At 59.8% G+C, this 23095-nt stretch carries 16 protein-coding genes; 4 read left to right on the top strand and 12 right to left on the bottom strand.

Going from position 1 to position 23095, the window contains the following annotated elements; genetic code table 11:
* Positions 1 to 90: 90 nt before the first annotated feature.
* From ACNA0I_RS10490 to ACNA0I_RS10505, 4 genes are all read right to left on the bottom strand, one after another.
* The gene (locus ACNA0I_RS10490; protein ID WP_415805941.1) at positions 91 to 2067 is read right to left on the bottom strand and encodes an aconitase family protein; all 1977 of its coding nucleotides are present in this window, start codon (positions 2065 to 2067) and stop codon (positions 91 to 93) included.
* Between the two features lie 8 nt (positions 2068 to 2075).
* Positions 2076 to 3050, bottom strand: a complete 975-nt coding sequence (locus tag ACNA0I_RS10495) for a Bug family tripartite tricarboxylate transporter substrate binding protein (RefSeq protein WP_415805942.1) — start codon at positions 3048 to 3050, stop codon at positions 2076 to 2078.
* Between the two features lie 117 nt (positions 3051 to 3167).
* On the bottom strand, positions 3168 to 4070 hold the full coding sequence (locus ACNA0I_RS10500; protein WP_415805943.1) for a LysR family transcriptional regulator: 903 nt from the start codon (positions 4068 to 4070) through the stop codon (positions 3168 to 3170).
* A 170-nt stretch (positions 4071 to 4240) separates the two neighbouring features.
* Positions 4241 to 7735, bottom strand: coding sequence for an indolepyruvate ferredoxin oxidoreductase family protein (locus tag ACNA0I_RS10505; RefSeq protein ID WP_415805944.1), 3495 nt, complete (start codon positions 7733 to 7735; stop codon positions 4241 to 4243).
* 114 nt (positions 7736 to 7849) lie between these two features.
* On the opposite strand from ACNA0I_RS10505, the gene ACNA0I_RS10510 reads away from it, so the two are divergent.
* Positions 7850 to 8755, top strand: a complete 906-nt coding sequence (locus ACNA0I_RS10510) for a LysR substrate-binding domain-containing protein (protein ID WP_415805945.1) — start codon at positions 7850 to 7852, stop codon at positions 8753 to 8755.
* 129 nt (positions 8756 to 8884) lie between these two features.
* On the opposite strand, the gene ACNA0I_RS10515 is transcribed toward ACNA0I_RS10510, so the two are convergent.
* Positions 8885 to 9742: a fumarylacetoacetate hydrolase family protein gene (locus tag ACNA0I_RS10515; protein WP_415805946.1), complete on the bottom strand. Its 858-nt coding sequence runs from the start codon at positions 9740 to 9742 to the stop codon at positions 8885 to 8887.
* Between the two features lie 39 nt (positions 9743 to 9781).
* Positions 9782 to 10528, bottom strand: a complete 747-nt coding sequence (locus tag ACNA0I_RS10520) for an SDR family oxidoreductase (protein ID WP_415805947.1) — start codon at positions 10526 to 10528, stop codon at positions 9782 to 9784.
* Between the two features lie 291 nt (positions 10529 to 10819).
* Here ACNA0I_RS10520 and ACNA0I_RS10525 point away from each other — a divergent pair, with 291 nt between their 5' ends.
* The gene (locus ACNA0I_RS10525; protein ID WP_415805948.1) at positions 10820 to 11782 is read left to right on the top strand and encodes a TAXI family TRAP transporter solute-binding subunit; all 963 of its coding nucleotides are present in this window, start codon (positions 10820 to 10822) and stop codon (positions 11780 to 11782) included.
* An 89-nt stretch (positions 11783 to 11871) separates the two neighbouring features.
* Positions 11872 to 13899 carry a TRAP transporter permease gene (locus ACNA0I_RS10530; protein WP_415805950.1) on the top strand — a complete coding sequence of 676 codons (2028 nt, stop codon included), beginning with the start codon at positions 11872 to 11874 and terminating at the stop codon, positions 13897 to 13899.
* 9 nt (positions 13900 to 13908) lie between these two features.
* On the opposite strand, the gene ACNA0I_RS10535 is transcribed toward ACNA0I_RS10530, so the two are convergent.
* The 3 genes from ACNA0I_RS10535 to ACNA0I_RS10545 are packed head-to-tail and all read right to left on the bottom strand — an operon-like array spanning position 13909 to position 16715.
* A complete protein-coding gene (locus ACNA0I_RS10535; protein WP_415805951.1) occupies positions 13909 to 14889 on the bottom strand; it encodes a TRAP transporter substrate-binding protein in 981 nt (326 codons plus the stop codon).
* A gap of 43 nt (positions 14890 to 14932) precedes the next feature.
* Entirely contained in the window at positions 14933 to 16210 is a 1278-nt protein-coding gene (locus tag ACNA0I_RS10540; RefSeq protein WP_415805952.1) for a TRAP transporter large permease subunit, read from the bottom strand.
* A gap of 16 nt (positions 16211 to 16226) precedes the next feature.
* Positions 16227 to 16715: a TRAP transporter small permease gene (locus ACNA0I_RS10545; protein ID WP_415805953.1), complete on the bottom strand. Its 489-nt coding sequence runs from the start codon at positions 16713 to 16715 to the stop codon at positions 16227 to 16229.
* 295 nt (positions 16716 to 17010) lie between these two features.
* On the opposite strand from ACNA0I_RS10545, the gene ACNA0I_RS10550 reads away from it, so the two are divergent.
* Entirely contained in the window at positions 17011 to 17709 is a 699-nt protein-coding gene (locus ACNA0I_RS10550; protein WP_415805954.1) for a GntR family transcriptional regulator, read from the top strand.
* Between the two features lie 32 nt (positions 17710 to 17741).
* Here ACNA0I_RS10550 and ACNA0I_RS10555 read toward each other — a convergent pair whose 3' ends face one another.
* The 3 genes from ACNA0I_RS10555 to ACNA0I_RS10565 all read right to left on the bottom strand — a co-directional run bounded on the left by ACNA0I_RS10555 (position 17742) and on the right by ACNA0I_RS10565 (position 22952).
* The gene (locus tag ACNA0I_RS10555; RefSeq protein ID WP_415805955.1) at positions 17742 to 20039 is read right to left on the bottom strand and encodes a UvrD-helicase domain-containing protein; all 2298 of its coding nucleotides are present in this window, start codon (positions 20037 to 20039) and stop codon (positions 17742 to 17744) included.
* Positions 20036 to 21232, bottom strand: a complete 1197-nt coding sequence (locus ACNA0I_RS10560; RefSeq protein WP_415805956.1) for a DesA family fatty acid desaturase — start codon at positions 21230 to 21232, stop codon at positions 20036 to 20038. The genes ACNA0I_RS10555 and ACNA0I_RS10560 overlap by 4 nt, the downstream gene beginning before the upstream one ends.
* Before the next feature lie 256 nt (positions 21233 to 21488).
* On the bottom strand, positions 21489 to 22952 hold the full coding sequence (locus ACNA0I_RS10565; protein WP_415805957.1) for an RsmB/NOP family class I SAM-dependent RNA methyltransferase: 1464 nt from the start codon (positions 22950 to 22952) through the stop codon (positions 21489 to 21491).
* Positions 22953 to 23095: the final 143 nt, after the last annotated feature.

The following is a 23095-nucleotide window of genomic DNA, read 5'->3' on the forward strand; positions in this document are numbered from 1 at the left end:
ATGCTCGTGTCGATAGCCAGCTGCGGTGATGGCGTCTAGCGTAAAGCACTTCCTCTGACGAATTCAGTCATCGGCCGCAGTGGCTGCCGCTCAAGCCGCCTTGTAGCGTGCCTTGATTTCCTCAAAGGACATCAATTCCCCAGCCAACGCACTGGCGATCACTGTCGGCGGGCTGGCCAGCCACACACTGCCCGGCCCCGAGCGGCCGGGAAAATTGCGGTTGATTGCGCTGACGGTGATTTGGTTCGCGTCGGTGGATGAGCCAGGACCGCAGTTTGCACACGCGCCGCATGATGGCTGCAGGATGCGCGCCCCCATGCGGGCAAAAGTCTGGTCATAGCCTTTTGCCTGGCAGTAATCGCGTACGGCGGTTGTGCCGTACTGCAGAAAAAGCGTCACGCCGTCGGCGATACGCAGGTTGTTTTCCAACGCCCATGCCAGCACGTCGTGATAGTGATCGAAATCCTCGCGCTTTCCGGCCGTGCATGAGCCGCCATACGCGATCTCGACGCGTGGACGTTCATTGAGTTCGGCCAACGGCATGCCATTGCCGGGATCACCAGGTGCAGCGACGTAGGGCGATAGCGCAGCACAATCGACGGTGAATGTCGCCGCATAGTCGGCGCCCTCATCGCTGTGCATCCACGGTTCGACGTCCGTTTGCACACCTCGACGTTCACGCAAAAAGGCACAGGTCACCTCGTCGGGCGCAACGATGCCGGTCAAACCGCCCAGCTCTGCCGTCATGTTGGTCAACGTCGCGCGTTCGTCGATCGACATGGCCCGGACAGCGGGTCCGGTGAACTCGAATACTTTTCCTACTCCCGCCCCTGCCCGGATTTCAGGCAGCGCCAACAGATGCAGCACGACATCCTTTGCGGTGACGCCGGGCGGCAACCGGCCGCACAAGTCGATCTGCAGACTCGCGGGCATTGTCAATCGGATAGTGCCGGTCATGAACGCGTTGGCCATATCCGTCGTGCCCACACCGAATGCCACGCAACCCAGGGCACCGCTGTGCGGGGTATGCGAATCAGTCCCCACCACCACCTGTCCCGGCGAGGCATAGTGCTCGGCCATCATCGCGTGCGAAATGCCGGCAACGTTCGTGCCCGGATCCAGGGCGGCTTCGGCATCCGTCAAAGTGCGATGCTGTCGCAGACCATAGTCGTGGATGAAGTCACGTTGTGCCTGGCACATGAAGCGCACCTTGGGCACAAAACCCATACGCACATGATTCGGGCTCTCGTCCACATACGAGGTGTGGTCTTCGAATACCACGATGCTGGCGCTATCGACGAGCGTCAACGGACGGCCGAAACGCGCATGCAACATATGGGCGGCCATGCCGGTGTAGTACTCGTGGATGAATCGCCAATCCGCTCGTACGAAGACGCCCTCGCCTATCGCCAATGCCGTCGACGTCACGGGCGTACGCAACAGGTGGCGGCGGATGATTTTTTCGAACAGGGTTTGTGGCACCGCGTCTGTCGAGTCCTGCTGCGCCGCTATCCGCAGATGTCGCTGTCCGAACGCCAGCAATCCGCCCTCGCGCACGACTGCAGCCGCCAAATCGTCGCGATCCGCGACGATGTCATCGACAGTAATGCGCTCGCCGCGTTGCAGGCGCTCCACCAGGCCCATATCGGTGCTGGTATACAGGCCTATGTTGTCGGCGTTCTGCCGATAGATACGTTCGAAACTCTCGGCAATGACCAGACGCACCCCCGCCGACTTTTCCGCCATCGGACTGTGCTCACGGGACGAGCCCTTGCCGTAGCGGTTACCACCGACGACGACGTTGATCCCTGCCTGACGAATCGCATTCTCTGCAATGGGGCGCTGACCTGCGACCTGCAACCCGGTATAGGGAAATCGCCCCAGGCTTTCGTCAAAGTGCGTCAGGATGGTCACCGGCGTGATCTCATCGGTGGACACATCGTCGCGCAAAGGACTTGCCTGGCTCAGGGTCAAGGGCTTCCCGGCGAGCTGCGCAGCGATCTGCGCAGGGTCGCGGGACAAAAACAGAAAACGCGCAGGACGATCTAGTACCAGAGTTTCAGACATGCTTCACACTATTCAACAGAGATTCCTGCGGCGGATACCAGGCCTTGGGATTTAGTGACCTCATCATCCAGGACTTTACGGGCCTGCTCCGTTGTGCTTCCTTGCGACACGAATCCCAGGGGTTGCAAGGCTTTTAGTACGTCGGGATCTTTCATCACACGCGCCGTGGCGGATTGCAACTGACTCACTTGTTCCGGCGCCATGCCGGCAGGACCAATCAAGGCGATCCAGGCGTCATAGGAGTAATTTTTTACGCCCGATTCGGCCAATGTAGGAATGTCTGGCAGCACCGTCAGACGCTCTGGCGTACTGACGGCCAATGCGCGGAGCTTGCCCGCCTGAATCTGTGCCAATACCGAGGGCACGGCCAGAAATGCCGTTTGAATCTGGCCGGACATCACATCAGTAATCAAGGCGTTGCCGCCTCGATATGGAATGTGGGTCATGTCGATGTCCGCTTGCGACTTGAGCAGCTCGCCGGCCAGGTGCAGGACGCTGCCCGTTCCCGATGAGCCGTAGTTGATCTCTTTGGGGTGAGTCCGTGCTGCCGACAGCAAAGCCCCGATATCGCGATACGGCGAGGTATCCGACACGACAACGACAAGCGGTGTGGTGCCGATCATCGAGATAGGCGTGATGTCGCGCACGCTGTCGTACGGCATGTCTTTGTACAAGCTGGGATTGATGGCGTGATTCGACGACACGATCGCCAGGGTATAGCCATCGGATTTAGCGGACACCAATTGCCGGGTGCCGGGGATACCGGCCGCGCCTGACAGGTTTTCGACAATCAGGGGCTGGGCCAGCGCCTTGCCCAGATGATCCGCAACCACACGAGCGACCACGTCTGCGGTGGAGCCTGGCGACGTAGGCACAATCAGCCGGATCGGGTGATCGGGATAGTTCGCCGCCTGCGCGACGGGTGTCTGGAACAATGCGGTTGAAATGGCGAGCGTACAGGCCGCCAACGTTCGAGCGATCATCAAGCGAGTCTCCTCATTCGGTGCATACGGGGTCTATTGCCCTGTGGCTGAGACTATAAGGAGACGTTGAGACAATCCGAAGTGCCGTCTCGGCATGGCTGACATCGTGAGCGGAGATTACGCGTCCTGCGCCAGGAATCGCAGCAACACCGAGGCGCTGGCTGACAGTTGTTCTGGATCAATACAGACGATGCTCATTTCTCGCCGCGCCCAAGAATCGGACAAGGGCTTTACCACCACATCCAACGCAGAGAGATACAGCTCCGCCACCTGCTGCGGCATGATGGCGATGCCCAATCCGGCATGCGCCATCCGGCACAATGCATCCAGGCTGGTGACGCGGATCTTGACGGTCAACGTCGTGCCCATGGTCTGCGCTCGAGCGGCCAACATCTGCGTCAGCGCGCTGTCGGGACCCAGACCGACGAAGGTTTCCCCCGCGATATCCTGCAAGCTCAGTTGACGGGCAGCGGCCTTGGGATGCGATGCGGGCAACATGACGGCCAACCGGTCACGGCGATATGGCAATGCGTGCAGGCCCTCGATATCAGCCGTCTTATTGCAGATACCGAAATCCACGTCGCGCTCACGTACGCGACGCAGTACATCGGGGCTGTGGCACTCCTCGAGCTCGATGTCTATGTCGGGAAACAGCCGTTGAAAAGCGGCGACATCCTCGGGTAGAAACTGCACGATGGCCGACAGGTTGGCGGCAACATGCACATGCCCCTTGGCGCCTGAGTACAGCCGGGACAGATCCGCGCCCATGGCCTCGACGTCGCCGATGAGTTTGCCCGCATGGTGCAAGACAGTCCGCCCGGCCTCGGTAATCGTCACGCCTCGCGTATGGCGTTGAATGAGCGGCAGGCCGATCAGCGATTCGAGTTCCGCGATGCGGCGGCTGACCGCCGAGGGCGCGATGAACTCACGCTCGGCCGCGCGCGCGATGCTGTGTTCTTGGCAAACGGCTACGAAAAGCCGCAACGACGTCAGGTCGAGTTTGCGTAATAAATTTTCCATGCCGTCGCCGGTCGTGCATCGTCCTCGTCAGAGGAGATGATCGTACTACACGGGTAGCAACGAGGCTCGCGAATCCGGCACGGCATGGTCATACAGGCACTCACACAAAACGGGTGGCCTCGGCGTCAGCCGAGACCGCAAGCGCATCATACGACGGGGTACTCGATGGCTTAAGCCGCCTTTGCGACGCTTGAACCCTCGCGATACTGCCGCAGCAATGCCTCACGCCGCGCGGCGGCTCGCTCTACGTTGCGCGCCTTGACGTGGCCATAACCGCGGATGCTGTCGGGCAGTTCGGCCAGCTGGACTGCGGCATCTCGATTCAGTGCGTCGAGGCTCTGGCCGAACTCATTGATCAGGTCAAAATAATCGCGCACCAGGGCTTGTTCCATACGACGCTCAGCGGTTTTGCCAAAAAAATCCAGGCTTGTTCCACGTAAACGCTTCATTGGCGCCAACGCGCGGAATACCCATTCGACCCAGGGTCCGAAGGCCCGTTTCTTGCCACCGCTCAATGCGGGCGGCGCCAAGTGGTAAATCACACGGTAATCCTTGCCCGGCTCGCCCTCGAATTGTTCTCGCAAACGCTGCTTGAATGTCGGATCGGTGTGCAAACGCGCGACTTCGTATTCGTCTTTGTATGCCATCAGTTTGGCCAGATTCTTTGCCACTGCACGCGTCAATATCGCCTCGCCCGGCAAGCGGGACTCGCGATCACGGATGGCGGCTACGGCGTTCACATAGCGTTGTGCATAGGCCTCATCCTGATAGGCACGCAAATGATCTGCCAGACGGCGAATCGTGGTATCCAGGGATTCAGGCAATACGGCTACCGGCTTGGCGGGACGTAATGCAGCCACGCCATGGTGCGCTGCCTGACGGCCCAGTTCAAAAGCGGCGAGGTTCTTTTCTACCGATACGCCATTGAGTTTGATGGCCTGATGCAGGCTGTCGCGCGATAGCGGGATGCTGCCCTTTTGCCAGGCATAGCCCAACAGTAGAGGATTCGCATAGATGCCGTCGCCCAACAGAGCTTCTGCCAATGGGCCCGCCTCAATGAAATCGCATTGCCCCGAGGTGCTGCGGCGCAAAGCGGCCTCTGCCTGGGCGCCAGGAAATGTCCACGCGGGCTGAGAAAGCAGCGAGGCCGTCGGTGCAGCCGTGCTGTTGACCACGGCTCGGCCGCCATCGGGGCGCAAACGCGATAAGACCTCGGGCGAGGCCGCGACCAAGGCGTCGCAACCGATCACCAAATCGGCTTCGCCCAAGGCAACACGCGTAGCCTGCAAGTCCTCGGGTGTCGACGCCAACTGCACGTGGCTGAGCACGGCGCCGCCCTTTTGGGCGAGCCCGGCCATGTCCAATACGGTGACGCCCTTGCCTTCGATATGGGCGGCCACGCCCAGCAAGGCGCCGATGGTGACCACGCCCGTGCCGCCGACGCCTGCTACGACCAGACGATGAGCGTGGCCGGCTTTCAGCGGCACGATGGCCGGCTCGGGGGCCTCGGCCAACGCCGTCGCCGTGTTTACCGGACGGGGCTTGCGCACCGTGGCGCCCTCTGCTGTGACAAAGCTCGGGCAGAATCCCTGTACACAGGAAAAATCCTTGTTGCAAGACGACTGGTTGATGCGCCGCTTACTGCCCATCGACGTCTCTAAGGGTTCGACCGACAGGCAGTTGGATTGCACGGAACAGTCGCCACAGCCCTCGCATACGGCCTCGTTGATAAAGGCGCGGCGCAGCGGATCGGGGTAATCGCCACGCTTGCGGCGGCGGCGTTTTTCGGTGGCACAAGTCTGATCGTAGATCAACACCGTCGTGGCCAGGATATCGCGCAACTCGCGCTGCACGGCATCGAGTTCCTGGCGATGGTGGACCGCCACATTGGCGGGCAACTGCAGCGCTCCATGATATTTATCGGGCTCGTCGCTGACGACCACGACTCGGTTGACGCCCTCGGCCAGGACCTGCGCGGCAATCTGAGGCACGGTCAGTGTGCCATCGACGGGCTGGCCGCCTGTCATCGCGACGGCGTCGTTGTACAGGATCTTGTAGGTAATGGGTGCGTTGGCGGCCACGGCGGCGCGAATAGCCAACAGCCCCGAATGGAAATACGTGCCGTCTCCCAGATTGGCAAAAATATGGCGCTCGCTGGTGAAGTCCTTTTGCCCCAGCCACGCGACGCCCTCGCCGCCCATCTGGCTGAAGGTATCGGTATTGCGATCCATCCATATCGCCATATAGTGGCAGCCGATACCGGCGACAGCACGCGAGCCTTCGGGCACGCGCGTCGACGTATTGTGCGGGCAGCCGGAGCAGAACCAGGGCTTGCGCTCCTCGACCATGATGGGCTTGGCGGCCTCGCGCTCTTTCGCGTCGATGATGGCCAGGCGCGCGGCGATGCGAGCCCTGAGTTCGTCAGGCAAAGCTGCCTTGTCCAGGCGTGCAGCAATTGCGCGGGCGATCAGCGCAGGCGAAAGCTCGTATTCCGTGGGCAATAGCGGCGTGCCACGCGGCATGGACCACTCGCCGCCGCCATTGTCGCGCTCGTCGAATTTGCCGAATATACGGGGCCGCACATCATCACGCCAGTTGTAGAGTTCCTCTTTTAGTGCGTACTCGAGGATCTGGCGTTTTTCTTCGACCACCAGGATTTCTTTCAGGCCTGTCGCAAAAGCACGCGCCCCCTGCGCATCGAGGGGCCAGACGCAGCCGACCTTCATCAAGCGAATGCCCGCGATCTGACAGGCCTCGTCGTCCAGCCCCAGATCTATCAGCGCCTGACGCACGTCGAGATAGGCTTTGCCCGCCGTCATGATGCCGAAGTGCGCATCCGGCGCGTCCAGCACGACGCGATTGAGGCCATTGGCACGCACGTAATCCAACGCGGCGTACCATTTGTGATTCAACAAACGGGTCTCTTGCGCCACGGGCGTATCCGGCCAACGGATATTCAATCCCCCCGCGGGCAGTTCGGTATCGGGCAATACCACGCGTACACGCGCAGGATCGAGTTCGACCGAGGCGCTGGATTCGACCACGTCCGTGACGCATTTCATCGCCACCCACAAGCCGGTATAGCGGCTCATCGCCCAGCCGTGCAGACCATAGTCCAGGTATTCCTGCACATTCGACGGATACAGCACGGGGATGCCTGCGGCAATCAAGACATGTTCCGACTGATGCGCCACGGTTGACGATTTGGCGGCATGGTCGTCGCCTGCCAACAGCAGCACGCCCCCGTGGGCTGCTGTACCCGCGGAATTGGCGTGTTTGAGCACGTCGATAGAACGATCGACGCCCGGCCCTTTGCCGTACCACATGCCGAATACCCCATCTCGCGTCGCGTTGGGGAATAGATTCAGTTGCTGCGTTCCCCAGACGGCCGTCGCGGCCAGGTCTTCGTTCAGCCCGGGTTGGAACACGATGTCATTCGACTGTAAATGGCCTTTGGCTTTCCAGAGCGCCAGATCCAGCCCGCCCAGCGGCGAGCCGCGGTAGCCGGAGATATAACCCGCGGTGTTCAGCCCCATCGCCTGATCGCGCGCCCGTTGCAGCATGGGCAGCCGTACCAGGGCCTGTGTGCCGCTCAGATAGATGCGGCCGCTTTCTTGCGTATATTTATCGTCCAGCGTGACATGGGTGGGCAATGGGGCGTTCACTGTGTCTCCTGATGCCTATTGATTGGCTTGCTAGGAGTGTAGAAAGCCCGCTGGTTATCGTATATTCATATATTCAGTTAGCTGGTATATATAAAACTAATATCCGGAGACCGCATGGCTAAAGACGTCACCGTACGGCAATTGCGTTATTTCACCGCGGCTGCACGCACAAGCCGCTTGTCGATGGCGGCGACCGACGAGCATGTATCGCAGTCGGCCGTGACCAACGCCATCCTGGCGCTGGAGGCCCAATTGGGCATTCGCCTGTTTGATCGTCATCCGCATGGCGTCACGCTGACACCCGAGGGGCATCATTTCCATCAGCGCGCGCGCGAAATCCTGGACGCTCTCGATGATGCGCTGCGCGAGCCCGGATTCCAGCGCTATACCTTGCGCGGTTCGGTCCGGATTGCGGCGTCCTATACGGTGCTGGGCTATTTTTTGCCCGAGTTGCTGGCACGCTTTCGCCGCCGCTATCCCGATATCGTGCTGGACCTGGTGGATATGGACCGCCCCGAGATCGAGGCTGCCATCACGAGCGGCGATGTGGAGCTCGGTGTGACCCTGCTGTCTAATTCGGATACGCGCAACACGCTGAGCAAACACGTATTGGTCAAATCGCGCCGGCAGTTGTGGGTGCCTGCCGGTCATCCGTTGCTAGAACAAGCCACGCCGTCCCTCGCCGATGTGTCCAAGCTGCCCTATATTCTGCTCGAGATGGATGAGGGCGAACGCTCTACGCTAGGTTATTGGCGGGCGCATGGATTACAGCCCGATATTGCTTTTCGCACGCGATCCATGGAGGCGCTGCGCGGCCTGGTGGCGCACGGGTTTGGCGTCACGATTCTGTCGGATATGGTGTATCGGCCCTGGTCGCTAGAGGGCAAGAAGATCGAAGCGATTCCGTTGCCCGATGCGGTGCCGCCAATGGATGCCGGGTTGTTGTGGCATCCGCGCGCGGCCATGGCGCGGCCGGCGAGCGCGTTTCGGGATTTCATGATTCATGCGGCAGGCAGCTGAGCTGCGCGCGCGCATCGGTGGATTGAACAGCCCTTCTGGAAAACGTCACGGCACGCCGCAACACATTGCCGCGTTGCAACGCGCCATACAACGCTCGCCGCAGGTACATGCCTGCGGCGAGAACACCCATCAGTCCAGCAACTCGGCGTTCCAAGCATGGACGCGCTGCGTTTGCTCGCCCAGCCCTTCGATACCCAGCCGCACCACATCGCCGTCCTTGAGATACACAGGTGGCTTTTGGCCCAGGCCCACACCAGGCGGCGTTCCCGTGGAAATCAGGTCGCCGGGGTACAAGGTAATGAATTGGCTGACATAGTGGATGAGATACGCCACGTTGAAGATCATGGTCTTGGTGCTGCCGTCCTGGAAGCGCTTGCCATTGACCTCGAGCCACATGGCCAGATTTTGCGGATCAGCGATCTCGTCCGGGGTCACGAGCCACGGACCGATCGGGCCAAACGTATCGCAGCCTTTGCCCTTGTCCCAGGTGCCGCCGCGCTCGATCTGATATTCGCGTTCGGACACGTCGTTGATCACGCAGTAGCCGGCAACATGCTTGAGCGCTTCCTCCAGGGTGACGTATCGCGCCTTGGTGCCGATCACCACGCCCAACTCGACTTCCCAGTCCGTTTTCACGGAGCCTTTGGGCAGCACGATGGGATCGTTGGCGCCCGATGCGCGGGACCATTTGTTGAACAGTATGGGCTCGGCCGGTGGCTCGGCGCCTGTCTCGGCAGCGTGATCGCTGTAGTTCAGACCTATGCAGACAAACTTGCCGGGGTCGGCATAGGGCGTGCCCATGCGGCCGGGCTGTGCCACGGCCGGCAGACTGCCCGGATCGAGCTTGCGCAGTGTATCCAGCGCCTGGGGTGACAAGGTCTGGGCCGTGATATCCGGCAACACGCCCGACAGATCACGCACGACGCCTTGGGCATCCAACAGACCGGGTTTTTCCTGGCCCACAGGGCCGTATCGCAACAGTTTCAACACAAACTCCTTATCAAGATGCAGGACTTTCTACTCGGTTCAGTTCGACCAGCCGCCGTCGATGATCTGCGTGGTGCCAGTCGTAAAGCTGGACTCGTCTGAGGCAAGATACAACGCCAGAGCGGCAATTTCTTGCGGTTTTCCCACCCGCCCGATAGGTTGGCGGGACACGAAATCGGCCCGCACCTGTTCTACGGACTTTCCGTATTTGTCCGCCTGGCCGGCAATGCGCTCCTGCAAGGACGGCGACTCGACCGTGCCGGGACAAATACTGTTGCAGCGTATACCCTGCCCGACAAAATCCGCCGCGATGGATTTGGTCAAGCCGACCACGGCGGCCTTGCTGGCGCCGTATGCGAATCGATTCGGCACGCCCTTGACGCTGGACGCAGCCGAGGCCATGTTGATGATAGAACCACGGCCCCGACGCAGCATGCCGGGCAAAAACGCGCGGATCGTCTCATACATGGCGGTGACGTTTAACGCAAAGGAAAAATCCCAGGCCTGGCGATCGCAACCCAGGATATTGCCGTCATGGACATAACCCGCGCAATTGAACAGCACATCGATATCGCCCAACTCGGCCGCCAGCGCGCTGATCGCCCGGGAATCCGTCACGTCCAGTTGCCGCGCCTCGCAACCACGGAGGTCACTCAGCAAGTCCGGTTTGAGATCGGTGGCGATGACGCGCGCGCCCTCCGCGATGAACAATTCGGCCGTTGCTCGGCCTATGCCCTGGCCCGCCGCTGTCACCAACGCGATTTTTCCTGCCAAACGATCAGCCATCATGTCTCCGGTTTTTGAATGGATGGGTTTATTTTTATATATGGGAATACTTTCCAGTATGCGCCGCCTATTTTCGCGCAACTACTATAGTATTTTTTGACCTTCCAGGATTTGTGAGGCCGAGGGCAAGGCGTTGTTGTGCCACCGTGCGGCGAGAAAATCCCGATTGACGCTTCGCTTGGCCGCGAGTTAAACAAGGGCAGGACTCGCCCGAGTCCACACAAGCAAAAAGCGCAAACGGGCGGACGCCCCTCTAGCGGTGATGTCTGACCCAGCGCACAAGGAGACCGCATGAAGCTTTCAATAAAGAGGTTTGCATGTATCCTGGGTTTCTCACTGCTGGCCGTGCAAACGGCAGGGGCCGAGAACCTCTCCATTGCAACGGGCGGCACGGGCGGGGTTTATTACCCGATCGGCGGGGGCATGGCATCCATTCTGTCCAAAAAAGTCCCAGGCCTGGAGGCCACGGCCGAAGTCACCGGCGGATCGGTGGACAATCTCAAACTGGTGGGGTCAGATGACAGTTATATCGGTATGACCATGTCCGATGCCGCACTGGACGCCTATCAGGGGAAAGACAAATTCAAGGGGAATAAACAGGCACTGCGTACGCTGATGATCATGTATCCGAACAGCATGCATGTCGTCACGCTGCAGGGCAAAAACATAGAAAAATTCGCCGACCTGAAAGGCAAACGCATCTCGACGGGATCGCCCGGCAGCGCGACCGAAGTCATGGCGTTTCGCCAGTTGGAGGCTGCCGGACTGGATCGTGACAAGGATGTCCAACGCGAACGCCTGAGCGTGGCCGAATCGGTCAACGCCCTGAAAGACAACAAGATCGACGCGTTCTTTTGGGTTGGGGGCCTGCCCACTGCAGCGGTGACAGACTTGGCCAACACACCGGGCACCACGTTGTTGATGATAGACAACGCCGAACTGGTGCCAGCCATGAACGAGAAGTACGGCAAACTCTACGTGCAATCGGTCATCGGTAAAGACGTCTATCGCGGCATGAAGACCGACAACAAGAATGCCAACGTGATGAACCTGTTGGTGGCTAACGAGGAGATGGATGACAAGACGGCCTACAACATCGTCAAGACCATCTTTGAAAGCCGTGATGATCTGATCGCCGTACACAAGATCACGGCGGATTTTGCGCTCGACAAGCAAAAGTCGGCCGCCAGCCCCATTCCCTTTCACCCCGGGGCGGCCAAGTATTTCCAGGAGCGCGGCGCCTCGCTTGATTAAGCAGGCTACGCATCATGCCGGTCTCGCCGCAGGCGGGCCGGCATCGGCACACCACGGCCGTAACCGCATCCTGGAAGAGAGGCCCCGGCATGATCGAATCCCAAGAACAGAATTCCGCACAGGTCAGTGACGAGGCCTTGCGCAAGGCCGAGCAATACATCGAGGAAGAAGAAGGCGCGATCAATCATATCGGCGGCAAGCTGGGCGTGTCTCTGGCAGCGCTGGCAGTATTGATGTCGCTTTTCCACCTATATGCTGCCTACGCGATCGTGCCCACGCAGGCGTTGCGCCCATTGCACGTGAGCATGGTGCTCGCGCTGTGCTTTCTGATGTTCCCCATCGCCAAACGTTATCGGCATCGCATCATGTGGTGGGATTGGTTGATGGCGGCGCTGGCGGTCGCTATCGTGGTCTATCTGCTGCTGGGCGGAGATGAGTTCACCGACCGCAATACCATGCCCGATGCCTGGGACATCGCATTCGGTTCGGCCTTGATTCTGTTGGTCCTGGAAGCAATGCGTCGCACGATAGGCTGGATTCTACCCGTCATATCGAGCTGCTTTCTGTTGTACGCCTTTCTGGGCAACTATCTGCCGCATCCCTGGACGCACCGGGGCTACGATCTGGGGCGGCTGGTGGGCTTCATGTACATGACGCTAGAGGGCATCTACGGAGTAGCCGTCGACGTGTCTTCGTCGTTGATCATTCTGTTCACGATTTTTGGCGCTTTCTTGCAGTTCTCCGGCGCAGGCAAGTTCTATATCGACTTTTCATTTTCGGCCATGGGGGGCAAACCTGCCGGGGCAGGACGCACCGTCGTGCTGGCCTCTTTCCTGCTGGGCGGGCCGTCAGGCTCGGGCGTAGCGACGACAGTGACACTAGGTACCGTGGCATGGCCGATGTTGGCCAAAGTCGGCTATGCGCGTAATGCGGCAGGCGGTCTGCTGTCGGCGGGTGGTTTGGGAGCGATCATCTCGCCGCCCGTGATGGGCGCTGCGGCTTTCATCATCGCCGAGTTCCTGCACATCTCGTATCTGGACGTGCTGCTGATGGCGGTCATCCCGACGTTGCTCTTTTATCTCGCGCTGTTTTTCATGGTCGAGATCGATGTGCACAAGTACGGGATGCACAACGTCGACATCAAGCGCGTAGACACAGTCTGGAATCTGACGCGGCGGTATTGGTATCACTTTCTGTCGCTGGTTTCCATCATCGCGTTCATGTTGCTGGGTTTCTCGCCTGTGCTGTCTGTATTCTGGGCCACGGTGGTGTCTTTCCTGACCAGTTTTTTGCGTCCGGAAACGGCGATGATCTCGCGCGATCTGTTCCGCGGCAAGGGGCGGGTAGCCGATCATCTGTTCAATTCACCGCTGATACAGGCGTTGAAAGCCGGTTCGCTCGGAATGCTGAGCGTAGGCGCGACATGTGCCGGCGCGGGCATCATCGTCGGCGTCGTCACGCTGACTGGACTCGGCCTGAAATTCAGCGGCATTGTCATCGACTACGCGGCCGGGTCGTTGCTGCTGACGGCGATCTATACCGCGCTGGTCGTCTGGATCATCGGCCTGGCCGTGCCTGTGACGGCGTCATACATCATCTGCGCCGTCATCACGGCGCCCGCGTTGATCAAGCTCGGCGTGCCAGATTTCGCCGCGCACATGTTCATTTTTTACTACGCCGTCTTGTCGGAAGTTTCACCGCCCACTGCCCTGTCGCCATTCGCTGCATCGGCGATCACCGGCGGAGACCCGTACAAGACCACCATGCAGTGTTGGAAATACACAATCCCGGCCTTTCTCGTGCCCTTTATTTTCGTGCTCGACCCCAGTGGCCAAGGGTTGTTGTTGATGGGTTCGACCAAAGCCCTGGCGGGAGCTGACTGGTGGAGCGTCGCCGCTGTCACGTTCACTGCAGCAAGCGGTATTTTCGCATTGGCGATTGGCTTTCAAGGATGGCTGCTGGATCGGGTCAACGCATTCGAGCGCACGATGTTGATCGTGGCAGGTTTCGCGTTGGTGTATCCCGATCCGGTCTCGACCACGATAGGCTTTGTACTGGTAGCGATTGCGCTGGCGTTGTACGGATGGCGCCGGCGCATGACGGTACGAACGAGTTAATTCAGCGGATTACTTGAGCGAACTCTGCAACTGATTGATATCGACGCCCAGCTCTGTCGCGTACTTTGCTACTACCGGCTTGACTGCCTCACGCAAGCGAGCCAATTCTTCGGGGCTTAGCTCGTTGATCTTCAGACCCTCGGCCTCCAATGAGGCACGCAGCTTGACCTCTTGTTCGCGCTCGAGTTGGCGCATGAATTTGCTGGCTTCGATGCCGGCTTCGCGTACTGCAGCTTTATCGGCGTCCGACAATTTGTCGAACCATTTCTTGCTGCCGATCACGATAAAGGGCGAGTACACATGGCCGGTCAATGAGTAATACTTTTGAACTTCGTAGAACTTGCCAGAGGCAATCAAACCGACGGGATTTTCTTGCGCGTCAACCGCACGCGACTCGAGTGCGCCGTACAACTCGGTATAGGGCATGGGTACAGGGTTCGCTCCCAGTGCTTTGAATGTGTCGATAAAAACGGGATTCTGGATGACACGGATTTTGAGTCCCGCGAGATCCTCCAGCTTGGTGATGGGGTGTTTGGAATTGGTAATGCTGCGAAAACCGTTTTCCTGGTAGCCCAGTCCCACCAGGCCCACGCTATCGAGCTTGGCCAATAACGCTTGGCCTTGCGGACCGTCGAGCAATGCGTCGGCCTCTTTGTAATTGGCGACCAAATAGGGCAAATCGAAAAGCGCGAACCCCTTGATCTGACCAACCAGATTCGACGTGGGGCCAGTCATGAACTCTAACGTGCCTCCTTGAACCTGGGACTGCAGTGAGGGATCGGAGCCCAGCTTGCCACTGCCGAAGGTATTCACGGTGATACGGCCGTTGGTCTTTTCTTTTACCAGGTCGGCAAATTTGCGAGCTGCGACGCCTTGAGGGTGATCCTCCGTCGCGCCATAGCCGAATTTCGCCACCATCTGTGCGTGGACACCTGTGCTGAACACCACGGCTCCGGTGGCCAACAGGACGTTGAGAATGAGCTTGCGCATGTTGAGTCTCCGATATTATTTATTGAATGAATCAGCGGTGAAATCAGTGCAGCCAACGTAACGGACCAAGCACCAGAGAAGGGAAAATACTCATTAGCAGCAGCACCACGGCTTCGGCCACCAAAAAGGGCATCACCCCTCGGATAACGTCATTCATGGGCACCTTGCCTACCGAGCACACCACGTTGAGCACGTTACCGACCGGCGGCGTCAACAGGCCGATCGCATTGTTCATGACGAATATCACGCCGAAGTAGACCGGATCGATATGGGCCTGTTTGACGATGGGCATGAGCACCGGCGTCAGGATCAGGATGGTAGGCGTGAAATCCAAGGCCGTGCCCACGATAAAGACGATGAGCTGCATCAAGATCATCAGCAACACGGGACGATCGATGAACGGCTGCAGCAGCTCGATGAGTTGATCGGGGATGTTGGCGACGGTGATGAGCCACGCCGAGATCAACGCGGCAGCAACCAGGAACATCACGACCGCCGATACCTTGGCAGCGCTGACCATGCAGTGATAGATACTTTTCCAGGTCAACTCACGATAGGCAAATGCACCGATCAACATGGCGGCAACGACAGCGACCACGCCTGCCTCGGTCGGCGTGAATACGCCGAACTTCACGCCGACAATGATGATCACAGGCAATATCATGGCCCACCCCGCCTGCCGGATAGCATGGAAGGTTTCTGCACGGCTGCAGCGTGGGCGTACTGGCGGCGCATCGTTGCGACATAACCACCACCAGGTAACCATCAGTGCAACAGCCATGGTGATGCCTGGAATGATGCCGGCCATGAAGAGCTTGCTCACCGACACGCCCGCGATCGCGCCGAACAGCACCAGGCCGATTGAGGGCGGTACAACGGGGGCTATCACCCCCCCTGCGGCAAGCAGACCGGCTGCGCGCGGGACGTTGTAGCCCGCATCTCGCATCATGGGAATCAACAACGCGGCCAGCGCGGCTGTGTCTGCAATCGCAGAACCGGAAAGGCTGGCCAAGATCAAGGCGGCGATCACCGCGACATATCCCAGGCCACCCGGCACATGGCCGACCAGGCTGAGCAACGCGTCCACGATGCGGCGCGACAAGCCGCCTGCGTTCATCAGTTCACCCGCGAGCATGAAGAACGGAATGGCCATCAGCGGGTAGCTATCGGCGCCGTCGACCAGATTCTGCGCCAACACCTGCGCGTCGAAAATTCCGACTTGCCACATGAGCGCGACGCCGCAGACCATTAACGCAAACGCGATGGGCATACCCAGCGCCATTGCGCCGAGCAGGGAAAGGATAAAGACAAGTATGGTCATGTCCTGCGCCCCGGCCCTATTCAGTCGTCGAATGCTGCTCGAATTGATCCAGCGAGGCTCCGCGTAACAGGCGCCAGAGATCACGCAGGATGAGTCCCCCCAGGCAGATACCGGCCGCGACTGCCGCGGCATAGATCGCACCGCGGGGAATGCCGGAAACAGGAGCGAAATTCGCCAGATTGATCACTGTCTGGTTCCAGCCACCGATCACCATCAGCACACAACACCCGAGCATCAATAACGCCGACACGATTGCCACGATGCGCTGTGTGGCAGGCGGCAAACGGCGCGTCAGGCTTTCCATGGCGATATGGCCACGTTGAGCAAACGCCAGAATGGCGCCGAGAAAGGTGATCCAGACAAAAATGAAGCGCGACACTTCCTCTGAAAACGTGATGCCCGAGGAAAATCCATAGCGCAGCACCACGTTGCCGAACACCATCACGACCATCCCGCCTAGACCCAGCACCAACACGATCTCACTGAATTTCTGCAGATATTTCATGGGGCCTTGGACCGCATCAAGCCAAGGGCCTGTCGGTCACGTCTTAGAAAATGAAGAACGAACATGGTACCTGATATATCAGATTCTTCATCAGTAAAAACCCGGGATATCAATCCTCGTAAAAACGGCGTATTTTCATTGTTAATTTACTTAAAAAACAATGACTTATAATTATTTTTGGCGTCCAGCGCCGAGCGGATATTTTCATCTGATATACCAGATATCATATGTTCAGCTGCCGACTCGCTCATCGCAATAATGGTAAGATGCACGCTATCCCACAGTAGGCGGCCCCATGAATTTTGCAGAACCCGTCGAACGCCCGAAATCGCTCACCGACCTCGCTGTCGAGCGCATCCGCAGCGCTATCGTCACTGGCCCCCTGCAGTTTGGCGAGGCGTTGTCCGAGCTCGTCTTATCGAACATGCTGGGCATGAGCAAGACCCCGGTGCGTGAGGCGTTATTACGCTTGCGGCTCGAAGGACTGGTAGAAATCCACCCACAGCGCGGCACCTTTGTTTTTCAGCTCAATGACACCGAGGTGGCGCATATCTGCCAGTTTCGCTCCATGATTGAATGCGAAGCCCTGGCCGACGCGATGAAGCACCGCCACGGACCGCTGGTACATGCGCTCGATAGATGTTTAGAGGATATGGGTGCAGCGTTTGCCCGCAATGATCAGGCTGCCTTTCCCCGGCTGGACACTGATTTTCACAACACGCTGGTGGACCATTGCGAGAACGGGTACCTCAAGGACGCATTCAAGCTCGTCTCAGCGCAGATTACGGCTCTGCGCTATCGACTGCCCGTCGACAACGCTCAGGTCAGGCATTGCCAGGACAACCATCGCGTGGTGGTCGAGGCTATCCGCAATCTGGACACGCGTCGCGCGCAAACGATTTTGCGAGGCCATATCCAGAGCACCCGCGACGCCTATCTCGTCGCCTCGCGCGGGCAGATTCCGACGCGGAATGCGGCTCCCGCGTCGACCTGACTGTTGCTTCTGGGTTGGCAGAGACGGCGAGCTCAGCCTTGGACGATATCCAGCTTGGCTATGCCCAGCGCCAATGTTTTGGCGCCCACATCGCGAAACTGGATTTGCGCCTGGGCATCCTGACCGGAACCGCTCAGGCCGATGATGGTGCCGTCACCAAATCGAGCATGGCGAACGCCCTGGCCGATGCGGAATTGCTTGTCGCCCACGGTCACGCCAGAGGTCACGCCGCGTGGCGTACGCGGTGAGATCGTTCCGGTCGAACGGCGCCCGAACGCGTCGCCATGGCTGACACGAGCCGCCGATTCGCCAAAGCCGGCGTGCGCATGACCCACCCCACCCCGCGGGGTCAACCATTTCAGGTGTTGCTCCGGAATCTCGTCCAGGAACCGCGAACGCATAGCGTAGCGAGTCTGGCCGTGCAGCATGCGGCTCTGTGCCAAAGTGAGGTAAAGACGCTCGCGTGCGCGCGTAATGGCGACGTACATCAGACGGCGTTCTTCCTCGAGCCCGGAGTCCTCGAGAATGCTGTTCTCGTGGGGGAATAAGCCTTCTTCGAGACCGGTGATGAACACCGCGTCGAACTCCAAGCCCTTGGCGGCGTGTACGGTCATCAATTGCACGGCGTCCTGACCAGCCTGCGCCTGGTTGTCACCGGCCTCCAGCGAGGCGTGCGACAGGAACGCGGCCAACGGCGTCATGCCGGTCGGGATCTCGGCTGGCGCATCGACCACACCGGGCATCAAAGTACTATCGACGGCGCCTTCGGGCACGATACCGGCGGGCAAGCCGTCGAAGTTTTCCTCCGAGGCGAACACTGCCGCGGCCGTGATCAGTTCGTTCAAGTTTTCGAGACGCTCGGCACCGTCGCGGTCGGCCTTGTAGTGCTCGACGAGGCCGCTGGTCTCCAGCATGTGCTCGACCAGCTCTGGCAGCGGCAGTTCGCGGGTTTCGTCAGTCAAACGGCCAATCAGTTGCGCAAACTGCGCCAGGTTGGCGCCGCCTTTTCCAGGCACGCGGGCCACGGCACCATACAGACTGGTATCGAGCGTGCGGGCCGCATCGGCCAACTGTTCCAGCGTGCGCGCGCCAATGCCGCGCGTGGGGAAATTGACAACGCGCATCCACGACGTGTCGTCATGGGGATTGGCCATCAGACGCAAATAGGCCAAGGCGTGCTTGATTTCCTGGCGTTCGAAAAAGCGCAGACCGCCGTAGACCTTGTAGGGAATACCAGCCGAAAACAACGCATGCTCGATCACACGGGATTGCGCGTTACTGCGATACAGAACGGCGATTTCGCGGCGCAGGCTGCCCTCGTTGATGAGCGAGCGTACCTCATCGACCAGCCATTGGGCCTCCATGCCATCCGAGGGTTGCTCGATGACGCGGATGGGCTCGCCCTCGCCCTGTTCGGTCCAGAGGTTCTTGCCCAGGCGGCCACTATTGTGGCCGATGAGCGCATTGGCCGAGTCCAGGATGTGGCCATAGGACCGGTAGTTTTGTTCCAGCCGAATGACGGTGCCGCGCGCATAGTCGCGCTCGAAATCCGCCATGTTGCCCACGTTGGCGCCACGAAAGGCATAAATCGACTGATCGTCGTCGCCCACCGCAAAAATGGCTGCCCCACCCCCGGCCAACAGTTTGAGCCATTTGTACTGCAGGGTGTTGGTGTCCTGAAACTCGTCGACCAGGATGTGGCGGAAACGCCGCTGGTAGTGTTCGCGCACGGGAGCGTTGCGTGTCAACAGCTCGTACGCACGCAATAGCAGCTCGGCAAAATCGACCACGCCCTCGCGCTGGCACTGCGCCTCGTAGAGCTGATAGATCTCGATCAAGCGGCGTCGATGGCTATCGTAGGCCTCGATATCGCCGGGACGCTCACCCGCCTCTTTGGCGCCGCTGATAAAACGCTGGACGTCGCGAGGGGGGTATTTTTCGTCGTCGATACCGTTGGCCTTCAAGAGGCGCTTGATGGCCGCCAATTGATCGGAGGTATCGAGAATCTGAAAGGATTGCGGCAGACCGGCATCACGATGATGTGCACGCAGCATGCGATTGCACAGCCCGTGAAAGGTGCCGATCCACAGGCCGCGCGTATCGATCGGCAGGATCGCCGACATGCGCGACAGCATCTCGCGCGCAGCCTTGTTGGTAAACGTGACAGCCAGCAGCCCAAATGGACTGGCCTGGCCGGTTTGAATCAGCCAGGCCATGCGGGTCGTCAAGACCCGTGTCTTGCCGCTGCCCGCCCCGGCGAGAACCAGGGCGTGCTGCGGATCAAGCGTTACTGCGGCGCGTTGTTCGGGATTGAGTTGCTCTAGCATCATGCCGCGTAGCGGCTGAGACGTTGTGCAAATTGCTCGAGCCCGGCGATGCCGCTTTGCTGGGCGCGCTGGCACCAGGCCTGCAGGTCATGTAAAAGTTGCTCGCTGCTGGCGCTGGAGCTTTCCCACAAGCGGCCCAACTCACGGCGCATTTGCACCAGGGTGGACAAGGACTTGTTGTGTGCGATGGCCTGATCGACCTCGGCGCGCTGCTCGGGATGCAGGACATCCTCGTTGCGGTGCAGCCAACGGCGCACACGCTGCAAGCGCGACGCGCTGTGGTCGTCATGGGCCGGCTTGATCTTGCCGAGCTCTTCGCGCAGCGTGGTCTTGATGATCTCGCCGTAACGGGCCATGACCTCGTAGCGGTGCGTGATCACGCCTTGCAGCGTACGCAGATCGATGGCCTTGGTGTTCGTTTCGAGCTTGAGCTTGGGCGCGACCTTGCGGACCTTGGCCAGGCCGAAGAATTTCAGGACCTGGATGTAACCCCAGCCGATATCGATCTCATACCATTTGGCGGAGAACTTGGCCGACGTGCCATGAGCGTGGTGGTTGTTGTGCAGCTCTTCGCCACCGATCACGATGCCCCACGGGAATACGTTGGTGCTGGTGTCCGGGCTGTTGTAGTTGCGATAGCCCCAGAAGTGGCCGATACCATTGACCACACCGGCCGCCCAGAACGGAATCCAGGCCATTTGCACCGCCCAGACCGTCAGGCCGATCGCGCCAAACAGGGCCACGTCGATGGCCAGCATGGTGAGCACGCCCCACAGGCTGTGCTTGGCATAGACGTTCTGCTCGAGCCAGTCGTCCGGCGTACCGTGGCCGAATTTAGCCATGGTTTCCTTGTTGGCAGACTCTACGCGATACAGATCAGCGCCACGGAACAATACCTTCCAGACACCGAACAGCATCGGCGAATGAGGATCGCCCTCTTTTTCGCATTTGGCGTGGTGTTTACGGTGAATGGCGACCCATTCCTTTGTGACCATGCCCGTCGTCATCCAGAGCCAGAACCGGAAGAAATGCATTACTGCGGGGTGTAAGTCGAGACCGCGGTGCGTCTGGCTGCGGTGCAGGAAGATCGTGACAGCCACGATGGTGACGTGCGTCATCCCCAGGGTGAACAGAACAATCTGCCACCAGCTGGCTTGGGTAAATCCGCCGGAGAGGAAGGAAAGGAATTGATCCATAAAGCTTTTTGCGACCCTCGCATAAAGGAATGGAACGCAGTTTAGCGTACCTGACTTGCTTATGACAGCGGGATTTCAAAATAGTTTTTGTGATAAATCAAGGACTAAGCAGCGGCGCCTCGGCCCGGAGGGAGAATTTCGACCCCCTGAGGGGTTCTGCCCCGGGGCGAGGCGGCATGTCAATGATGCCCCACTAAAAACACATTTTGCAACAAACTACCGGACGAACTGTGGCTTTTCCGTCTCGGTGACAGGGTTATTCCGCGGACGGCTTGGTGTCGGGAGCAGCAAGTTTGCCTCCTGCGGGTGTCGAGCCTGTGTCAACAGAGGCAGGCTCGGTCTGAGCGGTAGCGGGCCCGTTATCGGCGGCGACCTCGTTCTCTATAGCCAAGGATTCATTATCCGAGGAGGCAGACTCTGCCCCATCAGACGTGGACGCAGCCTCATCGGACACGGGTGCCACAGCACTCGCCTTTTTACGTTCCAACACTGCGGCAAAAAATCCATCGGTGCCGTGTACGTCTGGGCGCAACTGGACGTAGGGGCCCTCGAGATCGAGTTCCGGGCAGCGGCTGGCCAGAATTTCCGCCGCATCCAGACGCTCGAAATCGGGGTGCGTGTCGAGGAACTGCTGAACCTGGACCTCGTTTTCCTCGGCCAGCAGGCTGCAGGTGGCATACACCAGGCGCCCGCCCGGGGCAACACACCGCGCGGCGCTATTCAGGATACGCGTCTGTAGCGCCCCCAATTCTGCCAGGGCCTCGGGATGCTGGCGCCATTTCAGATCGGGATTGCGGCGCAATGTGCCGATTCCGCTGCAAGGAGCATCGACCAGTACGCGCTGCGCTTTGCCCGCCAGGCGTTTGACGCGCGCGTCATTTTCGCTTTCGATGGCCACCGGCACCACGTTGGATAGCCCGCTACGGGCAAAACGGGGTTTGGCACGCGCCAACCGGGCAGCCGAGACGTCAAAGGCGTACAAACGCCCGGTAGAACGCATCAGCGCGCCCAGGAGTAGCGTTTTCCCACCCGCCCCTGCGCAGAAATCAATGATCATCTCGCCGCGGCGCGGGCCGACCAGCAAGGCCAACAATTGACTGCCCTCGTCCTGGACCTCGAGACTGCCGTTCTCGAACAGGGGCCAGCGATTGACCGCTGGCCGGCCGGCCAGCCGGATACCCCACGGGGAATACGGGGTAGGCTGAGGCTCAAAACGCGCCGCGGGACCGTCGCCCAAGGCAGCCAGCGCCGCGTCGCGTTCCACCTTGAGGGGATTGACTCGCAGATCGAGTGCAGCCGGACGATTCAGCGCCGACATCAAAGATTCCGGATCGTCCAGCGTGCCCAGGCGCTCGTCCAGCCAGTCAGGCATGCTGGTACGAACAGCACGGGGCAATGTAGCGGGATTTATGCGGCTGACGCGTTCCAGCCAATCGCGCTCGGAGGGGTCCAGGCCGTCTTCTAAAAACGCCGCACCCAAGGTGGCAGTCAGGCCCAGGATCGCCAGGCGGCGCGACGCCGGACCGCTGCCGCTTTCGGCGAGCTGACGGTAACGGCGCAGGTGGCGCAATACGTCGTACACGGCCTCGGCAACCTCGCCACGGTCACGACCACCCAGCGTGGGGTGAGCACGGAACCAGTGCGACAAGGTGGCATCGGCCGGGTAGGTCCATTGCAGGATTTCGCCCAAAACACGCTGGACCTGATCAATGCGGATCACGGCACGCGGCGTGCGCGGTTGGGAGTCGGCCTGAGACCGCGATTGACCGGGCGACCGAGATTGGCTGGAGCGACCCTGAGGCCGGGACGACTCCGAGTACCCCGATCGCCTCTCGGAGCGAGGCTGATCCGGATAGCCCGATC

This window comes from Bordetella muralis (assembly GCF_965139205.1).
Taxonomy (GTDB): Bacteria; Pseudomonadota; Gammaproteobacteria; order Burkholderiales; family Burkholderiaceae_B; genus Bordetella_A; species Bordetella_A muralis.

Excerpts from the sequence above, each read along its gene's own strand:
- ACNA0I_RS10490 (WP_415805941.1), bottom strand. The coding sequence starts at position 2,067 with ATGTCTGAAACTCTGGTACTAGATCGTCCTGCGCGTTTTCTGTTTTTG.
- ACNA0I_RS10495 (WP_415805942.1), bottom strand. The coding sequence starts at position 3,050 with ATGATCGCTCGAACGTTGGCGGCCTGTACGCTCGCCATTTCAACCGCA.
- ACNA0I_RS10500 (WP_415805943.1), bottom strand. The coding sequence starts at position 4,070 with ATGGAAAATTTATTACGCAAACTCGACCTGACGTCGTTGCGGCTTTTC.
- ACNA0I_RS10510 (WP_415805945.1), top strand. The coding sequence starts at position 7,850 with ATGGCTAAAGACGTCACCGTACGGCAATTGCGTTATTTCACCGCGGCT.
- ACNA0I_RS10520 (WP_415805947.1), bottom strand. The coding sequence starts at position 10,528 with ATGGCTGATCGTTTGGCAGGAAAAATCGCGTTGGTGACAGCGGCGGGC.
- ACNA0I_RS10525 (WP_415805948.1), top strand. The coding sequence starts at position 10,820 with ATGAAGCTTTCAATAAAGAGGTTTGCATGTATCCTGGGTTTCTCACTG.
- ACNA0I_RS10530 (WP_415805950.1), top strand. The coding sequence starts at position 11,872 with ATGATCGAATCCCAAGAACAGAATTCCGCACAGGTCAGTGACGAGGCC.
- ACNA0I_RS10535 (WP_415805951.1), bottom strand. The coding sequence starts at position 14,889 with ATGCGCAAGCTCATTCTCAACGTCCTGTTGGCCACCGGAGCCGTGGTG.
- ACNA0I_RS10540 (WP_415805952.1), bottom strand. The coding sequence starts at position 16,210 with ATGACCATACTTGTCTTTATCCTTTCCCTGCTCGGCGCAATGGCGCTG.
- ACNA0I_RS10545 (WP_415805953.1), bottom strand. The coding sequence starts at position 16,715 with ATGAAATATCTGCAGAAATTCAGTGAGATCGTGTTGGTGCTGGGTCTA.
- ACNA0I_RS10550 (WP_415805954.1), top strand. The coding sequence starts at position 17,011 with ATGAATTTTGCAGAACCCGTCGAACGCCCGAAATCGCTCACCGACCTC.
- ACNA0I_RS10555 (WP_415805955.1), bottom strand. The coding sequence starts at position 20,039 with ATGATGCTAGAGCAACTCAATCCCGAACAACGCGCCGCAGTAACGCTT.
- ACNA0I_RS10560 (WP_415805956.1), bottom strand. The coding sequence starts at position 21,232 with ATGGATCAATTCCTTTCCTTCCTCTCCGGCGGATTTACCCAAGCCAGC.